The sequence below is a fragment of the Flavobacterium suzhouense genome, assembly GCF_042684765.1.
GTDB lineage: Bacteria > Bacteroidota > Bacteroidia > Flavobacteriales > Flavobacteriaceae > Flavobacterium > Flavobacterium suzhouense.
The window spans coordinates 368,058-384,862 of record NZ_JBHUMD010000007.1 but is presented as its reverse complement, the minus strand read 5'-3'; the positions used below and the strand labels follow the sequence as shown (position 1 = coordinate 384,862).

Annotated in this window: 13 protein-coding genes and 2 tRNA genes; 8 read left to right on the top strand and 7 right to left on the bottom strand. The window is 39.1% G+C overall.

Annotation, left to right across the window (positions count from 1 at the left end):
* Positions 1-159 precede the first annotated feature (159 nt).
* A complete protein-coding gene (locus ACFSR3_RS07005) occupies positions 160-3,441 on the top strand; it encodes a glycosyltransferase family 117 protein (RefSeq protein WP_379820327.1) in 3,282 nt (1,093 codons plus the stop codon).
* Between the two features lie 75 nt (positions 3,442-3,516).
* Entirely contained in the window at positions 3,517-4,155 is a 639-nt protein-coding gene (locus tag ACFSR3_RS07000; RefSeq protein WP_114756317.1) for a polysaccharide deacetylase family protein, read from the top strand.
* On the opposite strand, the gene ACFSR3_RS06995 is transcribed toward ACFSR3_RS07000, so the two are convergent.
* Both ACFSR3_RS06995 and ACFSR3_RS06990 read right to left on the bottom strand, forming a co-directional pair.
* Positions 4,152-4,448 carry a thioredoxin family protein gene (locus ACFSR3_RS06995; RefSeq protein ID WP_114756316.1) on the bottom strand — a complete coding sequence of 99 codons (297 nt, stop codon included), beginning with the start codon at positions 4,446-4,448 and terminating at the stop codon, positions 4,152-4,154. The two genes, ACFSR3_RS07000 and ACFSR3_RS06995, sit on opposite strands and share 4 nt — an antisense overlap.
* 84 nt (positions 4,449-4,532) lie before the next feature.
* The gene (locus tag ACFSR3_RS06990; protein ID WP_379820326.1) at positions 4,533-5,750 is read right to left on the bottom strand and encodes a metallophosphoesterase; all 1,218 of its coding nucleotides are present in this window, start codon (positions 5,748-5,750) and stop codon (positions 4,533-4,535) included.
* Positions 5,751-5,907: 157 nt separating this feature from the next.
* Between ACFSR3_RS06990 and polA the strand changes: the two genes are divergently transcribed.
* Positions 5,908-8,742, top strand: coding sequence for a DNA polymerase I (gene polA, locus ACFSR3_RS06985; protein ID WP_379820325.1), 2,835 nt, complete (start codon positions 5,908-5,910; stop codon positions 8,740-8,742).
* A gap of 28 nt (positions 8,743-8,770) precedes the next feature.
* On the top strand, positions 8,771-10,093 hold the full coding sequence (locus tag ACFSR3_RS06980; RefSeq protein ID WP_379820324.1) for a serine hydrolase domain-containing protein: 1,323 nt from the start codon (positions 8,771-8,773) through the stop codon (positions 10,091-10,093).
* A 33-nt stretch (positions 10,094-10,126) separates the two neighbouring features.
* Here the strand turns inward: ACFSR3_RS06980 and ACFSR3_RS06975 are convergent, their stop codons facing one another.
* The gene (locus ACFSR3_RS06975) at positions 10,127-11,152 is read right to left on the bottom strand and encodes a LacI family DNA-binding transcriptional regulator (protein WP_379820323.1); all 1,026 of its coding nucleotides are present in this window, start codon (positions 11,150-11,152) and stop codon (positions 10,127-10,129) included.
* Positions 11,153-11,437: 285 nt separating this feature from the next.
* Between ACFSR3_RS06975 and ACFSR3_RS06970 the strand changes: the two genes are divergently transcribed.
* Complete coding sequence (locus ACFSR3_RS06970; RefSeq protein ID WP_379820322.1) at positions 11,438-12,178, top strand: ferritin-like domain-containing protein; 741 nt, start codon at positions 11,438-11,440, stop codon at positions 12,176-12,178.
* A gap of 22 nt (positions 12,179-12,200) precedes the next feature.
* The gene (locus ACFSR3_RS06965; RefSeq protein ID WP_379820321.1) at positions 12,201-13,007 is read left to right on the top strand and encodes a ferritin-like domain-containing protein; all 807 of its coding nucleotides are present in this window, start codon (positions 12,201-12,203) and stop codon (positions 13,005-13,007) included.
* 53 nt (positions 13,008-13,060) lie between these two features.
* Here the strand turns inward: ACFSR3_RS06965 and ACFSR3_RS06960 are convergent, their stop codons facing one another.
* Positions 13,061-13,660 carry a hypothetical protein gene (locus ACFSR3_RS06960; RefSeq protein WP_379820320.1) on the bottom strand — a complete coding sequence of 200 codons (600 nt, stop codon included), beginning with the start codon at positions 13,658-13,660 and terminating at the stop codon, positions 13,061-13,063.
* Between the two features lie 147 nt (positions 13,661-13,807).
* Positions 13,808-13,889: transfer RNA gene (locus ACFSR3_RS06955), tRNA-Leu, on the bottom strand.
* A 108-nt stretch (positions 13,890-13,997) separates the two neighbouring features.
* Between ACFSR3_RS06955 and ACFSR3_RS06950 the strand changes: the two genes are divergently transcribed.
* Positions 13,998-14,279: a hypothetical protein gene (locus tag ACFSR3_RS06950; RefSeq protein WP_379820319.1), complete on the top strand. Its 282-nt coding sequence runs from the start codon at positions 13,998-14,000 to the stop codon at positions 14,277-14,279.
* 81 nt (positions 14,280-14,360) lie between these two features.
* Here the strand turns inward: ACFSR3_RS06950 and ACFSR3_RS06945 are convergent, their stop codons facing one another.
* Positions 14,361-14,882 (bottom strand): hypothetical protein, encoded by a 522-nt coding sequence (locus tag ACFSR3_RS06945; protein WP_379820318.1) that lies wholly within the window; start codon positions 14,880-14,882, stop codon positions 14,361-14,363.
* Between the two features lie 172 nt (positions 14,883-15,054).
* A tRNA-Leu gene (locus ACFSR3_RS06940) sits at positions 15,055-15,136 on the bottom strand.
* Between the two features lie 144 nt (positions 15,137-15,280).
* Between ACFSR3_RS06940 and ACFSR3_RS06935 the strand changes: the two genes are divergently transcribed.
* Positions 15,281-16,669, top strand: coding sequence for a dipeptidase (locus ACFSR3_RS06935; protein WP_379820317.1), 1,389 nt, complete (start codon positions 15,281-15,283; stop codon positions 16,667-16,669).
* The last annotated feature ends 136 nt before the right edge of the window (positions 16,670-16,805 follow it).

Genomic DNA, 16,805 nt, shown 5'->3' with positions numbered 1-16,805 from the left:
TCCCTAAACCCCGTTAACTACACTAAATATAAAATAAGTGTGCTTCGAAAAAAGATGGATTTTTCTTTCTAAAACACATATTATATACAAAATTGAGTTTTGCTTAACGAAAAAAATAGTTTCTTTGCATATTAGATATCACCGAACAACAATCATTACATGATAACATTCAATTTCAAAAAATGGAATACCATCCTTGGATGGTCAGTTTTTGCCATTGCCTTACTTGTTTATTCCTTAACAGTTGAACCCACCCTTAGTTTTTGGGATTGCGGTGAGTACATTGCCACCTCTGCAAAACTTGAAGTAGGCCACCCACCGGGAGCCCCACTTTTCCAGATGATGGGCGCGTTCTTTGCGATGTTTGCCACCGGACCTGATAAGGTAGCCCTGATGGTAAATATGATGTCGGTGTTTTCAAGCGCCTTTACCATACTATTTATGTTTTGGTCGCTTACTATATTATTAAAGAATCTTATCAATAAAGTATCAGAACTAAACAACAATAACGCCATTGTTATATTAGGAGCCTCTGCGGTAGCCAGCTTGGCTTACACTTTTACCGACAGCTTCTGGTTTAATGCAGTTGAGGCAGAAGTATATGCCATGGCATCGTTATTTATTGCCCTACTATTATGGCTAGGCCTTAGATGGGAACAGGAAATGCATACCCCAAGAGGCAACAAATGGCTTCTTATCATTTCATTGGTTGTAGGTTTATCATTTGGTGTACACTTTATGGCCTTGCTTACAATTCCAAGCATCGGTTTTATCTACTACTTTAAAAACTACCAAAAGATAACCGTAAAGAGTTTTATAATCGCTAACATTGTAATCGTAGCGATACTTCTTTTCATATTCAAACTATTATTACCATATACCATGGCACTATTCGGTAAAACTGAAATCTTCATGGTAAACTCCTTCGGACTTCCTTTTAACTCCGGAACCATCTTCATGGCACTTGTTATTATTGCTTTCTTTTACTTTGGTTTGCAATACACTAAAAAGAAAGAACTTCCTTTCTATAATACTATACTACTTTGTGTACTATTTATCTTTATAGGATTCTCTACATGGATGATGCTGCCTATCCGTGCTAACGCTAATGTAGTAATCAACGAAAACAGGCCATCGGATGCTGCCGAGGTACTTGCCTACTATAATCGTGAGCAGTATGGAGAGCAAAAGCTTTTCTACGGCCCTATGTATTCTGATGCTTTTGCAGGTCTTGACAAAAACAACCCATACGAGGACGAAAAACCTAACTATCAAAGGGATTACAAAACCGGCAAATATGTTATTGTAAACAATTTCAAAAATGCCAAGCAAAACACCGACGATAACCACAAAGGATTTATGCCAAGGATGTGGAGTACTGAGCATGCTGCTAACTACATGCGTTATACAAAACCGCTTGAATTCAGACTTAATCCATCATACGATTATGAAAATGAATTAAGAAAATACGGTTTACCCGTAGAGCAGATGAGCGACGAGGATTATAATGCCGCCATGGGGCAGATCAGAGGTGAAATAGAAAATATCGTTAACGACTTTAAAGCTTCATATAAGTCAGGACAGGCTGATTATGAAGATTACGAGAAATTCCTTAAAACTTACGGCGATTACCTTATCATTGAAAAGCCATCATTTGGAGACAACATGAAATACATGTTCGAATACCAGTTTGGCTACATGTACTGGAGATACCTGATGTGGAACTTCACTGGGCGCCAAAATGACCTTCAGGGACGTTGGGACATTATCGAAGGGAACTGGTTAAGCGGTGTAACCCCAATTGATGAAATTCATCTTGGCTCGCAGCAAAACCTTTCTACAGATATGAAAGAAAACAAAGGACGTAATACTTATTACTTCCTTCCATTCATTCTTGCACTTGTAGGGATTGCATTCCACGCTAAAAAAGATCCTAAGAGCTTTTATGTATTACTCACACTATTCCTATTTACAGGTATTGCCTTAAAGATATACCTTAACGAAAGACCTTTTGAACCACGTGAAAGGGATTATGCCCTTGTAGGTTCATTCTATGTATTTGCCATGTGGATTGCCTTTGGCATTTATGCCATCTATGACGGACTTAAAAAATATGTTCAGCCTAAAGTAGCAGGACCGGTTATTCTTGTAGTTAGCTTACTTGCCGCACCAGTACTTATGGCTTCTCAAAACTGGGACGACCATGACCGTTCAGGAAAATATACTGCTATAGCAATGGCAAAAGCTTATCTCTCGTCATGTGACCAGAATGCAATACTATTTACCATTGGTGATAACGATACCTTCCCGTTATGGTATGCGCAGGAGATCGAGGGCTTCCGTACCGATGTGAGGATCGTAAACACAAGTTTACTAATGACTGACTGGTATATTGACCAAATGAAGGCCAAAGCCTATGAGAGTGAGCCAATGCCAATTAGCTTCCAGACAAGTCAGTATAAACAGGGAACACGTGACTACAGCCTTTATGTACCTGAAACAGAAAACAGATGGCCTCTTAGCAACTTTATCGATTTTCTTAAATCAGATGATGAAAGGGTTAAAAAAGAACTTAACAATGGTCACTTTGTAAACTACTACCCTACTAACAAGGTAAGAATACCGGTTAACAAAGAAGAAATAATCAAGAACAAAATCGTTGCACCTAAGCAATTCGATTCTATCGCACCATATATTGATATTACTATCAAAGGTGATGCACTTTACAAAAACCGTCTTATGATGCTTGACATCATCAATAATAATAACTGGAAGCGACCGGTATATTTTACCGGAGGAAGCTTTGGTGATGATGATTATCTATGGATGAAGGATTACCTTCAGCTTGATGGCATGGTATTTAAACTTGTTCCAGTAAGAACAGCCATCCCTAAAGATGGTAGCCCTCTTGATATGGGCTACATAGACACTGATAAAATGTATGACATTGTTATGTCCTGGGATTGGGGTAATAGCGACAGCCCTAAAATTTACCATGACCCGGAGACACGTAAAAACAGTATTACCTACCGAACCAATCTTGCCCGATTGATGGAGGCGCTTATTAAGGAAGGTAAAAAAGACAAGGCTAAAAAGATCATCGATCTTGCCATGACTAAAATGCCGGTAGACTTCTATGAGTATTACACCCTGCTTGAACCTTTTGCATCAGGCTACTATCAGTTAGGCTACCAAAAAGAAGCGCATGAACTACTTGACACTCTGATTAAAAAGTATCAGGAGAACCTAACCTTTTATAGAGGCCTTTCAGTAAGTGACCAAAACCTTGTAGCCATAGACATTATTACCGCAATTGAGCGTTACAGAAGTCTGCTATGGGTTATGAAAGATAATGGTGATGAGCAATACTATAACACTGCAAAAATTAAATTCAATGAATTCAACGAAAAAGCAGGAAGATATAAGAGAGATAAAGAATAGTTAACACAACTATTACTAACTTTGAGATGCAGTACTATTAGTGCTGCATCTTTTTTTTTAAAAAACAATAGCTTTATGAAACCGTATTGGGTAAAAACAGGATGGCTTATCAAAAAAATATTCTCCGGATATGTTTGGGACATTCCTGCTGCCCAAAAAACAGTATACCTGACATTTGACGACGGGCCAATACCACAAGTAACAGAATGGGTACTCGATCTACTTAAACAGCACTCTATTAAAGTTACTTTTTTCTGTATTGGAAATAACATCGACAAGAACCCTGAAGTATTCCAAAAAGTAATAAAAGAAGGACATACTATAGGCAATCACACCTATAACCATATCAATGGCTGGAATACTGATACTGCAGCTTATCTGAAGAATATGGAAACCTGCAGACAATCTATTATAGATAAAAGCGGTATTGACACAAAACTATTTCGCCCACCCTATGGAAAGATAAGCCGCGAACAAGCAAAAGAAGTAAAAAACCTCGGATATCAAATAATAATGTGGGATGTTCTCAGCGCCGATTTTGATACTACTATCACTCCGCAAAAATGCCTGGACAATGTAATAAAAAACGCCGCCAATGGCAGCGTTATTATTTTTCATGACAGTATAAAGGCATTTCCAAATCTGGAATATGCACTGCCGAAAGTTATTGAATATCTTAAAGAAAAGGGATTTAGCTTTGGAACCTTATCTTAGATCTGTTCCTGAACAAGACCAATGATTGTATTAGCATCAAGCTCTCCTGATTGCCTCCACACCATTTGTCCGTCTTTATAGATCATAAGTGTCGGAAGACCTTTAATCCTAAGCGCGTCAGCCAGTTCCTGATTTTTGTCTACATCAATTTTTATCACTTTAGCCCTGTCGCCAAGTGCAGCCGCAACATCCCTTATTACAGGATGCATAGATACTGAAGGCTCATTCCACTCTGTATAAAAATCAATCAGTACAGGTACCTGGGAGTTTATTAGTTCTCCAAATTTTGACATATAATGAAATTTTAAACTGACTTTAAAACTTTTTATAAATAAATATTATACAAATATAGCATTTTTACCAAACGAGCCTACTTTTTAAGCTTTTTTTAGTTCCAGCACTGTAATTTCAGGCCAAATGCCCACACGGCCAGGGTAAGCATGAAAACCAAAGCCACGGTTTACATACACATACCTGCCTAAATTTTCATATAACCCAGCCCATTGTTTATACCTGTATTGCACTGGACTCCACTTAATTACTCCCGGAATTTCAACACCAAACTGCAAGCCGTGAGTATGTCCGCTTAATGTAAGCTGATAATGGTTCGGACTGTCCTTAACTTCGTACTCCCAATGTGATGGATCATGGCTCATAAGGATCTTAAAGTCTTTAGCCGATGTTCCAATGGCTGCTTTACCTAAATCTCCTGCCTGTTTAAAGCCTTCACCCCAGTTCTCTACTCCTATCAGGGTAATCTGTTGCCCGTCTTTTTCGAGCTTTACATTCTCATTAAGCATAAGATTAAAACCTATCTGACGGTGCAGATCTTTTATATCTTCAAAATTCTTTTGTTTATCTGCCTGCGAAGGCCAGGTAACATACTCTCCATAATCGTGGTTACCCAAAACAGAATATTTACCCATAGGAGCCGACTTAATACGCTTAAATGTATCAATCCACGGATGCATTTCTGTAGCATGCGTATTCACGATATCACCCGTAAATAGAATCAGGTCAGAATTCTGTTGATTGATAAGATCAATAGCATGTTCAATTTCTTCAGGATTATCAAAGCTTCCGCTGTGAATGTCTGAGATTTGTGTAATTGTCATTCCATCAAAAGCATCAGGCAGATCAGGGAATAAAATAGTCTGTTTAATAACCTTAAAATTGTATTTACCCTTAGTCATTCCGTACAACAATGAAAGAAACGGAATTGCCGCCAGCCCTAAAGCCAACTGACTGACGAATTTTCTCCTTTCAGGAAGAAAGGACTCATTACTGTTGCCCAAAAACTCTTTCATTAGCCCATCAATAACCCTTACTACATCTTCACCAAACATTACTACTGTTATTACCATTTTTGGCAGGTAAGTAATCAACAACAATCCTAACGTGAATAAGGTGGTTTTATTTTGGCCAATGCTACGGTCAAACTGGGTAAACTGATAGACAATGTACAGAAGAATAAATAGTGAAATGGCAATGTATGCATACTGCACCCATCGTACCCTAAAAACTGTCTTTACCGTCTGAAAAGCATAAATTTCAATTAATGCGACAAAGACAAAGAATAATATCCAGCGAATCATTTAATTTGTTTTTACAAATTAACGAATAAAGGGCTGATTTGTTACAAGCTTATACGAGTATTATAATACATCGAAACCTCTTTTGTTCAAAGTTCATTTAGCAGGCACTTCCTATTGTGCATCGGTTTGCTTATTTTTACGGCAAATTGATTTTTACATGTCACAACAAAAACGCCTTTTCCTGTTAGACGCTTATGCGCTGATATTCCGTGGTTACTACGCTTTTATTAAGAATCCCAGGATTAATTCCAAAGGCATGGATACCTCTGCCATTATGGGTTTCATGAATTCCCTGCTCGATGTAATAAAGCGTGAAAAGCCCGACCATCTGGCTGTTGCATTCGACAAAGGCGGAAGCCTTGTACGTACCGAGATGTTTACAGAATATAAGGCAAACCGTGACGAAACACCTGAAGCAATAAAGGTTGCGGTACCATACATTCAGGAACTGCTAAAAGCAATGCACATACCTGTTATTGAATTAGAAGGCTGTGAAGCCGATGATCTTATCGGCACACTTGCAAAACAGGCCGAAAAGCAAAACTACCAGGTATTTATGGTAACTCCCGATAAGGATTTTGCACAGCTTGTAAGCGAAAACATTTTTATGTACCGCCCTGCACGTATGGGGAACGGTATAGAAATTTGGGGTGTTCCGGAAGTATTGGAACGTTTCGAGATTGAAAGACCGGAACAGGTAATAGACTTTTTAGGCATGATGGGTGATGCAGTGGATAATATTCCTGGATTGCCTGGTGTTGGCGAAAAGACAGCTAAAAAATTCCTGAAAGACTATGGAACGATGGAAAACCTTTTGGCAAACACCCATGAACTGAAAGGAAAAATGAAAGAGAACATCGAAGCCAATAAAGAAAAAGGTTTGATGTCAAAGGTACTCGCTACCATTATAACCGATTGTGATGTAACTTTCCATGAAGAAGATTTTGAACTTAGCACTCCCGATATAGAAAAAGTTGAAGCTATTTTTAATGAGCTTGAGTTCCGCCGTATGGCAGAGCAATTCCAAAAGCTTTTTGATGACAGCACACAACCTGAGTCAGGAGCTCCTAAAGCGGCAACCCCTAAAGCTTCTTCGAAGAACGACCAACAGTTCTCTTTGTTTGGAGGAGGCGAGCCCGACAGCGAAACAGCTGAAACAACAACAACAGGTTTTTACAACACTATAGCAAACACGGACCACTTTTATCAGGCAGTTCAGGGCACTATGGCCATCAATTTCCTGATGCGTGACCTGATGAAGCAAACCAGTGTGAGCTTTGACACTGAAACAACAGGGGTAAATCCTCTGATTGCAGAATTAGTAGGTATGTCATTCTCTTGGGAAAAAGGAAAAGGATTCTATGTTCCGGTTCCTGCCAACCGTGAAGAAGCGCAACAGGTAATAAACCTGTTCCTGCCATTTTTTGAGGATGAAAACATCGAAAAAGTAGGCCAGAATTTAAAATACGACCTTGAAGTACTTGCACAATATGGCGTTACCGTAAAAGGTAAGATATTTGACACTATGATTGCGCATTACCTTATCAATCCGGATATGCGTCACGGAATGGACATACTTTCTGAAACCTACCTTAAGTATTCGCCAGTTTCTATCGAAACACTTATCGGCAAAAAAGGGAAAGGACAGAAATCAATGCGCGATGTAGAGTTAGATCTGATAAAAGAATATGCAGTAGAAGATGCCGATATTACACTTCAGTTAAAAGAGGTGTTTGCCCCTATGCTGGAAAGCACCGATACCCGCAAACTTTTCGATGAAATCGAAATTCCGCTTATGCCGGTACTGGCAGCTATGGAACAGGAAGGTATTAATCTGGATGTTCCTTACCTAAAAGAACTCGCAGCAGAACTTTCGGCTGATATCAAAAAACTGGAACAGCAGATATATGAAACTGCAGGGGAATCGTTCAACCTTGCATCTCCAAAACAATTAGGAGACATTCTGTTTGATAAATTAAAAATAGGAGGAGCCAAACAAAAGAAAACTAAGACAGGACAATATGCGACAGGCGAAGAAGTACTTTCTTACCTGGCAGCCGAGAACCCTATTGTTGCCGACATTCTTGAATGGAGACAACTTGTAAAGCTACTTAATACTTATGTGGAAGCACTTCCTTTACAGGTTGAACCTTCAACTGGGCGTGTACATACGGACTATATGCAAACTGTTGCGGCAACCGGACGTTTAAGCTCCAATAACCCGAACCTTCAGAACATTCCTGTAAGAACAGAGAGAGGAAGACAAATACGTAAAGCATTTATTGCCAGAAATGAGGATTATACCATCCTTTCTGCCGATTACTCTCAAATAGAACTTCGTATTATTGCTGCGCTGAGTGGCGATCCGGAAATGGTTAGCGCTTTTCAGAAAGGAGAAGACATTCACGCTTCTACCGCAGCTAAAGTATTTAATGTAGCCCTTAACGAAGTTACCCGCGAACAGCGTAGCCATGCCAAAACCGTAAACTTTGGTATTGTATATGGCGTATCAGCTTTCGGATTGAGCAACCAGACATCATTAAGCCGTTCTGAATCAAAAGAGCTTATTGACGCTTACTACAAAACCTACCCTAGACTTAAGCAATACATAAGTGAGCAGGTTGAAATTGCACGCGAACAGGGCTATGTACAAACCATATCAGGAAGAAGAAGGTACCTGAAAGATATAAACTCCCAAAATATGGTAGTGCGTGGCGGTGCCGAACGAAATGCCGTAAACGCCCCTATACAGGGAAGCGCAGCCGATATTATTAAAATTGCGATGATTAACATCCAGAAAAGGCTTGTTGATGAAGGATGGAAGAGTAAAATGTTACTACAAGTACACGATGAGCTTGTTTTTGACGTTCATAATAGTGAACTCGAAAAAATTAAGCCTATGATCAAGCAGGAAATGGAAAGCGCATTTAAGCTGGATGTTCCTCTTGAAGTAGATATGGGTACCGGAAAAAACTGGTTAGAAGCACATTAATTTCGGTTCATAAGTCAATTTACTATTTATGAAAAGAACATTTTTAAGCGTAGTAGCATTTATGCTTGTTGCACCATTGTTTGCACAACATGACGGAGCCAAATTTGCAAAAATAGACAGCTTGCTAAACTACCTGTATAACAACAATAAGTTTATGGGTTCGGTTGCCATACAGGAAAAAGGCAACATTGTTTTTCAAAAAGCCTATGGTTATGCCGAAGTGGAATCGAAAACTAAAGCTACACCGAAAAGTAAATACAAAATAGGTTCTATAACAAAAATGTTTACTTCGGTAATCATCTTCCAGCTTATTGAAGAGAAGAAACTAAAACTCGACACTAAGCTGTCTGACTTTTTCCCAAAAGTAAAGAACGCCGATAAAATTACTATTGGCGACATGCTGAGCCACAAAAGCGGTATATACAACTATACTGACGGCCCTGATTTTGACAGTTACAAAACCAAACTGCAAAACAGAAGAGATATGCTTAACCGAATTGAATCGGCTACTGCCGCTTTTGAACCGGGCACTAAAGCCGAATACAGTAACTCAAATTATTTATTGTTGGGTTATATCATTCAGGATATTACCAAAAAGCCGTACAAGGAAAATGTAATGGCACGAATTGTAAACAAGGCCGGCCTTAAAGAGACGTATTATTATGGCAAGATCAATCCTAAAAAGAATGAAGCCTACTCTTATGCTTTTGTTGATGGAAAATGGACAAAAACTGAAGAATGGAACGAATCTATAGCCGGAGCTGCCGGAGCGCTGCAGTCTACTCCTGCCGACCTTACAAAATTCGTAAAAGCCCTTTTTGACGGTAAGCTTATTAAAAAAGAATCGTTGACAGAAATGACAACATTAGACATGGGCTTTGGCAAAGGTATTTTCGCTTATCCTTTTATTGAAAGGAAGTTTTTTGGACACAATGGCGGCATAGAATCATTCACATCGATTTTAGGTTATTATCCAAAAGACGACATGGGCATCGCATTGCTTATGAATGGCGTTGACTACAATACCAATGAAATAATGATTGGGATATTAAGCTGCTATTATAAGCTGCCGTATATTTTTCCGAATTTCAAAACTGCAAAAATTGACGAAAACATTTTAAAGAATTACGAAGGTTTTTACAGCAACCCTTCATTGCCTTTTAAAGTAGATATAAAGCTGGTTAACGGAGTACTTACTGCTCATGCTACCGACCAGGGTTCTTTTCCGTTGAATCCGCTTAGCGAAACCGAATTCAACTTTGACCCTGCAGGAATAACCATTACCTTTAATCCAAAAGGATTTACCCTGAAACAGGCCGATGGCAGTACGTCGCAATTTACAAAAGAATAGACCTAAAAAAAGCTCCGCATAGCGGAGCTTTTTTTATAATTTCTTTGTTGACTCTCTTTGTCGCAACTCGGTTTTAATAACCTTAGTTACATATTCCGGTGCTTCTTCAGATTTATCCTCTAACCTATCGATAAGCATTTCGGCAGCCGCCTGACCAATTTCCGGTGCGTGCTGGCTAACTGTAGAAAGACTTGGTGTAAGTCGTTTCGACCAAACCCCGTCTGCAAAACCTATTATCTGAACATCCTCAGGAATTTTCAATCCTTTTTTAATAGCAAATTTCATTGCCATTACCGAAGCATGCTCATCAAGAGCGAATATGCCATCAATAGATTTTGTATCGAACAGTCCCTTAAGTTTTTCATCAAACTGATCGGTATTATCTGTATGGATCATTATTTCAGGATTCAGTGAGTAGCCATTATCTTTTAATGCTTTTTCATAACCCTGCATGCGAAGCTTTCCAACACTTAGGTTGTCTATGGTAGAAAGCAAAGCGATATTTTTACATTTCAGTTTTATAAGATGCGTAGTACCATCTACAGCCGAATCAAAATCATCTACAATAACCTTATCGCAATTCACCTCGTCTGATATCCTGTCGAACATTACAATAGGCAAATCATCGGCTATAGCTTCTTTAAAATGCTTGAATTCCTGTTCTTTCTGAGTTTCTTCCGAAATTGAAAGTATAAAACCATCTATAGTACCGTTACTAAGGATATCCATAGCATGTATTTCTTTTTCCAGAGACTCATTCGAAATACACGTAATTACATTATAGCCCCTGTCATTGGCAGCCTGTTCTATTCCGCTAAATACTTTGGCAAAAAACGGATTCAGGATATTCGGAATGATAACCCCAATAGTTTTTGTTCTTTTATTTTTCAGGTTAACAGCAATATTGTTCGGCTTGTAATTTTTAAGCTTGGCAAACTCCTGCACTTTGATTTTTGTAGGCTCACTGATTTCAGGACTGTTACTCAATGCCTTAGAAACGGTAGACACCGATACGTTCAACTCTTTGGCAATTTGTTTTAATGTAGCTTTTTGTTTCATGGCCTTGAAATAGTTTTATAGTGTAAAGAAACAAAAAATTGATGATTTTTTTGTCTCTTGCTCGATATTACTCACAATTTACAAAAATTCTTTACGAAAACGTTTTATTAAACAAATATATAGGTTTTATCTTAACAATTCCGCATAAGCACCTACCGTTTTTGCCAAATTAAAGTTAAATAGCCCTATATCGTTACCAAATCAAAACCTTTTTAACCAAACTTCCGTATATAAGTTAAAACCACCACACCTGCCACACTATTAACCTTTTAAATCATTAAGATTATGAAAAAAGTAAACGTTGAGGAAGTAAAGCCACTGCACAGCAGAAGAAGCTTCCTTAGAATCAGCGGAATTGCCCTTGCAGGAGCAGGGCTTGTAATGGCCGGCTGCAGCAGCGATGACGATAAAGCACCTGCCGACAACCAGGCTCCGGGTGTCAGGAACGGTGTTTTCGACCTTGGAGGAGGCGACCTTGGCATCCTGACCTATGCTTATGCACTTGAGCAGCTTGAAGCTGACTTTTACACGCGAGTAGTAAACAGTAATACCTTTGGAAGTACTTTTAATAGTGAAGAGCAGGCAGTACTTGCCGACCTTTACCGACATGAAGTAATACACAGAGAATTCTTTAAAGCTGCAATTTCTGGAGTTATCACAAACCAAAATCAGCTATTGCCTGCACTGGAATTTGATTATGGATCATTGAGTTTCAGCAACAGAACACAGGTTTTAGCTACCGCCAAAACACTTGAAGATACCGGAGTTGCCGCCTATAATGGAGCCGGAAGATATATTACCACACCGGACTATCTAGTGCTTGCGGGCAAAATTGTATCCGTAGAAGCAAGACATGCCTCTGCCATCAGGAGCCTTATTAACCCGGGATCGGCTGATTTTGCCGGAGACGATGTTGTAACCGCTTCTAATGGTTTAGGACAAGCCATCAAACCATCGGGCATTATCTCAGCCGTATCTGCACTGGATGTGATACAAACTCCATTTACAGCACAATTTTTACCGTAATCTAACTTAAATCTGAAACATCATGAATATCATAAAATTTATAGAGTCCTTTACTACTGAAGGCATGATAAACGACCTGAACGCTAAAGGCTCAAGAAGAGACAGTTTTACCCAATTGCAAAAAATGGGTTCAGTAGCAGCTATGGCTGCAATACCGTTTGGATTATCTGCATTTTTTGCTCCGACAAAGGCAAAGGCTGCAACAACATTTTTTGGACCAACAGAAACTCCCACTGAAGCTTTGCAATTAGCGCTTATACTTGAATACCTTGAAGATGAATTTTACGCAATGGCATTAGATTCAGGCATAGTACCATCAGCAGATCAGGCTATAATTGCCCAGATTGCCAAACATGAGAACGCACACGTGAATTTCCTGAAATCGGCTCTGGCTGATGCAGCTCCTGAAAAACCAACTTTTGATTTTACTGCAGGAGGAAATTTTGATCCTTTTAATGACTACCCTACCCTGCTTGCCTTAGCTCAGGCATTTGAAGACACAGGAGTTCGTGCCTACAAAGGACAGGCCGGTAATTTAATCTCTAACGGAGACTTATTGACAGCTGCCCTGCAGATACACTCTGTAGAAGCAATGCATGCCTCACAAATAAGAAGACTGAGAGGCCAGAAAGGATGGATTATAGGTAGCGACCGTGGAGGACTGCCCGATGCAGCCCAGGCCATTTATACCGGTGAAGAAAATGTAATGCAGGCAGGATTTGACACCTCAATGGTTGGTAATTTTGGCTCAGGATCGGCTTCAGAATCATTTGACGAACCTATGACAGGAGCAGTCGCTACAAACATAGCCAGCTTGTTCATTGTATAATTATAGTTTTTGTATTAAAACAAAAGCAGCCCGATTATGGGCTGCTTTTGTGTTTATTTCGGGATAATATTTTTTAATTCCTCATGAATGCCCCCACTTTTACCAAAGCTCATAATGGCATCCATAGCCTGTTTCATGGTTATTATATGAAATTCAGCTTCGGCTTTTATAAGATACCTTACTTCACCTGAATCAAGCCGAGGCGCACCGGCAATATATATACTTAATATAGGTTCGTCCATGCTATTGGTAACAAATACCAAATCGTAATGACAATCGTCCTTAAGTAAAATTGGTGTCCATGAACTTTTAATAAAATCATTCTCGCCCGTCATTTTGTACTTCATGATTTGTAACTGAGGCATAAACAGATAGATCTTTTCTTCTACTTTACTTCCCCAGCTGCTTACAAAACCCAGTTTTAGCATTAAACCCGCCAGGTAGCAAAACACCAGCAATATCAACAGGCATATTATGGTAACAGTAGCTCTTCCAAACAAAGTACTGATCCCAAAGACATTTCCAATATTCTCCCCTAAAGGAGCAAGTAAACCAAGGGCATGCTTAGCCACAATGATGAGAATGACTAACGGAATTAAAAGAAAAAGCCCTCCAACAACAACTGATTGTGTAGTTTTTCCGAATACAGACATACGATTTTAGATTAGGTTGGTACTGATTAAAGAACTTAAATCAAACCTAAAGTTATGGTTATTACTGAATTACAAGCAGTAAGCCCTAAAATAAAACGGAAGAAGGTATAAAAAAAAGCCTCTGAGACAACAGAGGCTTTTAAGCTGTGCGGGTGAAAGGACTCGAACCTTCACACCGTGAGGCACCAGATCCTAAGTCTGGCGTGTCTACCAATTTCACCACACCCGCAGGCTGTAATAAAACAGATATTGTTTCATTAAGAGGGTGCAAATATACGATTAGTTTTTAAACTTCAAAGGAAAAAGAAGGAAAGAAAGATATTTTTATTGCGAATTTATGGGTAAGGCGGTGGCAGATACCCTGCATACACCGATGTTTGACAGGCATGCCTACAATTGGGCGCGTGAACGCTATAAAGCTACTAAAGACAGCAGTGGCGTTTATCACATCGGCATCTACGAAAGTGGTATCTGTAAGTATGCCATTATAAGCGGTAACATCGGTAAACTCCATGGCATAATCCAGCAGTATGCCCGATTGTATCTTGCTTTTATCAAGGTGCTGGAAGGTAGGATTGATAATGTTTTTTCAATTGTTGTCAACGTGTATCTGTGCTGACAGCATAAAAGGAAGTAACAAAAAAAGAAAGGTGATTTTTTTCATTGTATTGATTGGTTTTGGTTTGGTTTTTTGGTCTTACTATTCGGTAAAATGCGTATCAAAACGGCCTTCAGTTATTTTATAAACTTTTCCGGAGGCAGGATCTGTAACAGTAAATTCAAAAGTTGCGGAAACAATTTTTTTCTCCATATCAAATTTTGTTATCGATATCGTTCCCGTATCTATTAAAGAAGTTTCAAAATTATTATCAGCATCAACAAATACATCAGCACTAAAATTCCCCGCTCCAATTTCTCGTAATTGATAACTGCCAGCTTGTAGTAGTTCGATTTTCTGAGAACCTAAACCAATTCCTTTAATGGACTTATTAAATTTAGCCGATATAGAAAAATAATACTCACCATCAAAAAATTGGTAAAAACAATTAAAGCTACGGCTTTTATCGACAAAGGGTTCGCCATTTACCAGACACCCAAAAGTATCAGCACCGGTTTGCGTAGCCGGCGGCAGGCAGTCTGCACCGGAGCAATTTTTATCATCATTCTTATCGCAGGAAGATAAAAATGCAAATAATACATAAAGCAGGAATATTTTTCTCATGACCTAAAGATTACGATTTCACAAGTATAAAGCATAAAGCGTAAAGCTAACGTTATAAATGTAAGGTTTATAATCTTAATTCCTGTAAGTTAGCATGAAAAGGAAAAATAGTTGCAGTTGATAATTTTCGGGCATAAAAAAAGCCTCTGAGACAACAGAGGCTTTTAAGCTGTGCGGGTGAAAGGACTCGAACCTTCACACCGTGAGGCACCAGATCCTAAGTCTGGCGTGTCTACCAATTTCACCACACCCGCAGGCAGATAATAAAACTGATATTGTGTTTCATTATTACGGGTGCAAATATACGACTGTTTTTAAACTTTCAAAGTAAATTCAGGGAAAATTTAAAATTATTTTTTCCTTATTTTTGCCTGTAAATCGTATATCACTAATTTATAATGGATAACATAAAAAATTACGTTCAGGAAAATAAAGAAAGATTTTTGAATGAACTTATTGAGTTACTAAAAATACCATCGGTAAGTGCCGACAGCGCTTATTCGCAAGATGTAATAAATACTGCCGAAGCTGTAAAAGCAAGCCTTGAAAAAGCAGGTTGCGATAAAGTTGAACTTTGTGAAACTCCAGGTTACCCTATTGTTTACGGAGAAAAAACAATCGACCCTGCACTTCCTACCGTATTAGTGTACGGACACTATGACGTTCAGCCGGCAGACCCAATCGAATTATGGACTTCTCCTCCATTTGAACCGGTTATCAAAACAACCGAGCTTCATCCTGAAGGTGCTATTTTTGCTCGTGGCGCATGTGACGATAAAGGCCAGATGTATATGCACGTTAAGGCATTTGAATATATGATCGCTAACAACTGCCTGCCTTGTAACGTGAAATTCATGATCGAAGGAGAGGAAGAAGTAGGATCGCCAAGCCTTAGCTGGTTCGTAGAGCGCAATCAGGAGAAACTTAAAAATGATGTTATCCTTATCTCTGATACAGGAATGATCTCTAACCAGCAGCCGTCTATCACTACAGGCCTTCGCGGACTTAGCTATGTAGAGGTTGAAGTTACAGGTCCTAACCGCGACCTGCACTCAGGTCTTTATGGTGGTGCTGTAGCTAACCCGATCAACATTCTTGCGAAGATGATCGCTGAGCTTCACGACGAAAACAACCATATTACCATCCCTGGCTTCTACGACAGGGTTGAAGAACTTTCACGCGAAGAAAGAGATGAAATGGCGAAAGCTCCATTCTCACTTGACGCTTACAAAAAAGCTCTTGACATAGAAGATGTATATGGTGAAGCTACCTACACAACTAACGAAAGAAACTCTATTCGCCCTACGCTTGACGTAAACGGTATTTGGGGTGGTTATACAGGAGAAGGTGCTAAAACGGTTATTGCAAGTAAAGCTTTTGCTAAAATATCAATGCGTTTGGTTCCGGATCAGGACTGGAATGAAATCACAGAACTTTTCACAAAACACTTTATAAGCCTTGCGCCTAAAGGAGTAAAAGTAAAAGTTACACCTCATCACGGTGGCCAGGCGTATGTTACACCAATTGACAGTATTGGTTACAAAGCCGCAGCAGCTGCTTATGAAGAAAGCTTTGGTATTAAGCCAATCCCTGTACGTTCAGGAGGTAGTATTCCTATTGTTGCCCTTTTTGAAAAAGAACTTAAGAGCAAAACCATCATGATGGGCTTTGGCCTTGACAGTGATGCCATTCACTCTCCTAACGAGCACTACGGTATCTTTAACTACATGAAAGGCATTGAAACCATTCCGTTATTCTACAAGCATTTTACTGAAATGTCGAAATAGTTGACAGTTATAAGTTTACTGTTTACAGTCAAAAATCCGCCCATTGAGGCGGATTTTTTTATACCCTTATTTATCCCAAAAGCCCTTTATTTATTGATGTTTCAAAAAATAATCATTTAACAACAAACTGAAAAAC

Excerpts from the sequence above, each read along its gene's own strand:
- ACFSR3_RS07005 (WP_379820327.1), top strand. The coding sequence starts at position 160 with ATGATAACATTCAATTTCAAAAAATGGAATACCATCCTTGGATGGTCA.
- ACFSR3_RS07000 (WP_114756317.1), top strand. The coding sequence starts at position 3,517 with ATGAAACCGTATTGGGTAAAAACAGGATGGCTTATCAAAAAAATATTC.
- ACFSR3_RS06995 (WP_114756316.1), bottom strand. The coding sequence starts at position 4,448 with ATGTCAAAATTTGGAGAACTAATAAACTCCCAGGTACCTGTACTGATT.
- ACFSR3_RS06990 (WP_379820326.1), bottom strand. The coding sequence starts at position 5,750 with ATGATTCGCTGGATATTATTCTTTGTCTTTGTCGCATTAATTGAAATT.
- polA (WP_379820325.1), top strand. The coding sequence starts at position 5,908 with ATGTCACAACAAAAACGCCTTTTCCTGTTAGACGCTTATGCGCTGATA.
- ACFSR3_RS06980 (WP_379820324.1), top strand. The coding sequence starts at position 8,771 with ATGAAAAGAACATTTTTAAGCGTAGTAGCATTTATGCTTGTTGCACCA.
- ACFSR3_RS06975 (WP_379820323.1), bottom strand. The coding sequence starts at position 11,152 with ATGAAACAAAAAGCTACATTAAAACAAATTGCCAAAGAGTTGAACGTA.
- ACFSR3_RS06970 (WP_379820322.1), top strand. The coding sequence starts at position 11,438 with ATGAAAAAAGTAAACGTTGAGGAAGTAAAGCCACTGCACAGCAGAAGA.
- ACFSR3_RS06965 (WP_379820321.1), top strand. The coding sequence starts at position 12,201 with ATGAATATCATAAAATTTATAGAGTCCTTTACTACTGAAGGCATGATA.
- ACFSR3_RS06960 (WP_379820320.1), bottom strand. The coding sequence starts at position 13,660 with ATGTCTGTATTCGGAAAAACTACACAATCAGTTGTTGTTGGAGGGCTT.
- ACFSR3_RS06950 (WP_379820319.1), top strand. The coding sequence starts at position 13,998 with ATGGGTAAGGCGGTGGCAGATACCCTGCATACACCGATGTTTGACAGG.
- ACFSR3_RS06945 (WP_379820318.1), bottom strand. The coding sequence starts at position 14,882 with ATGAGAAAAATATTCCTGCTTTATGTATTATTTGCATTTTTATCTTCC.
- ACFSR3_RS06935 (WP_379820317.1), top strand. The coding sequence starts at position 15,281 with ATGGATAACATAAAAAATTACGTTCAGGAAAATAAAGAAAGATTTTTG.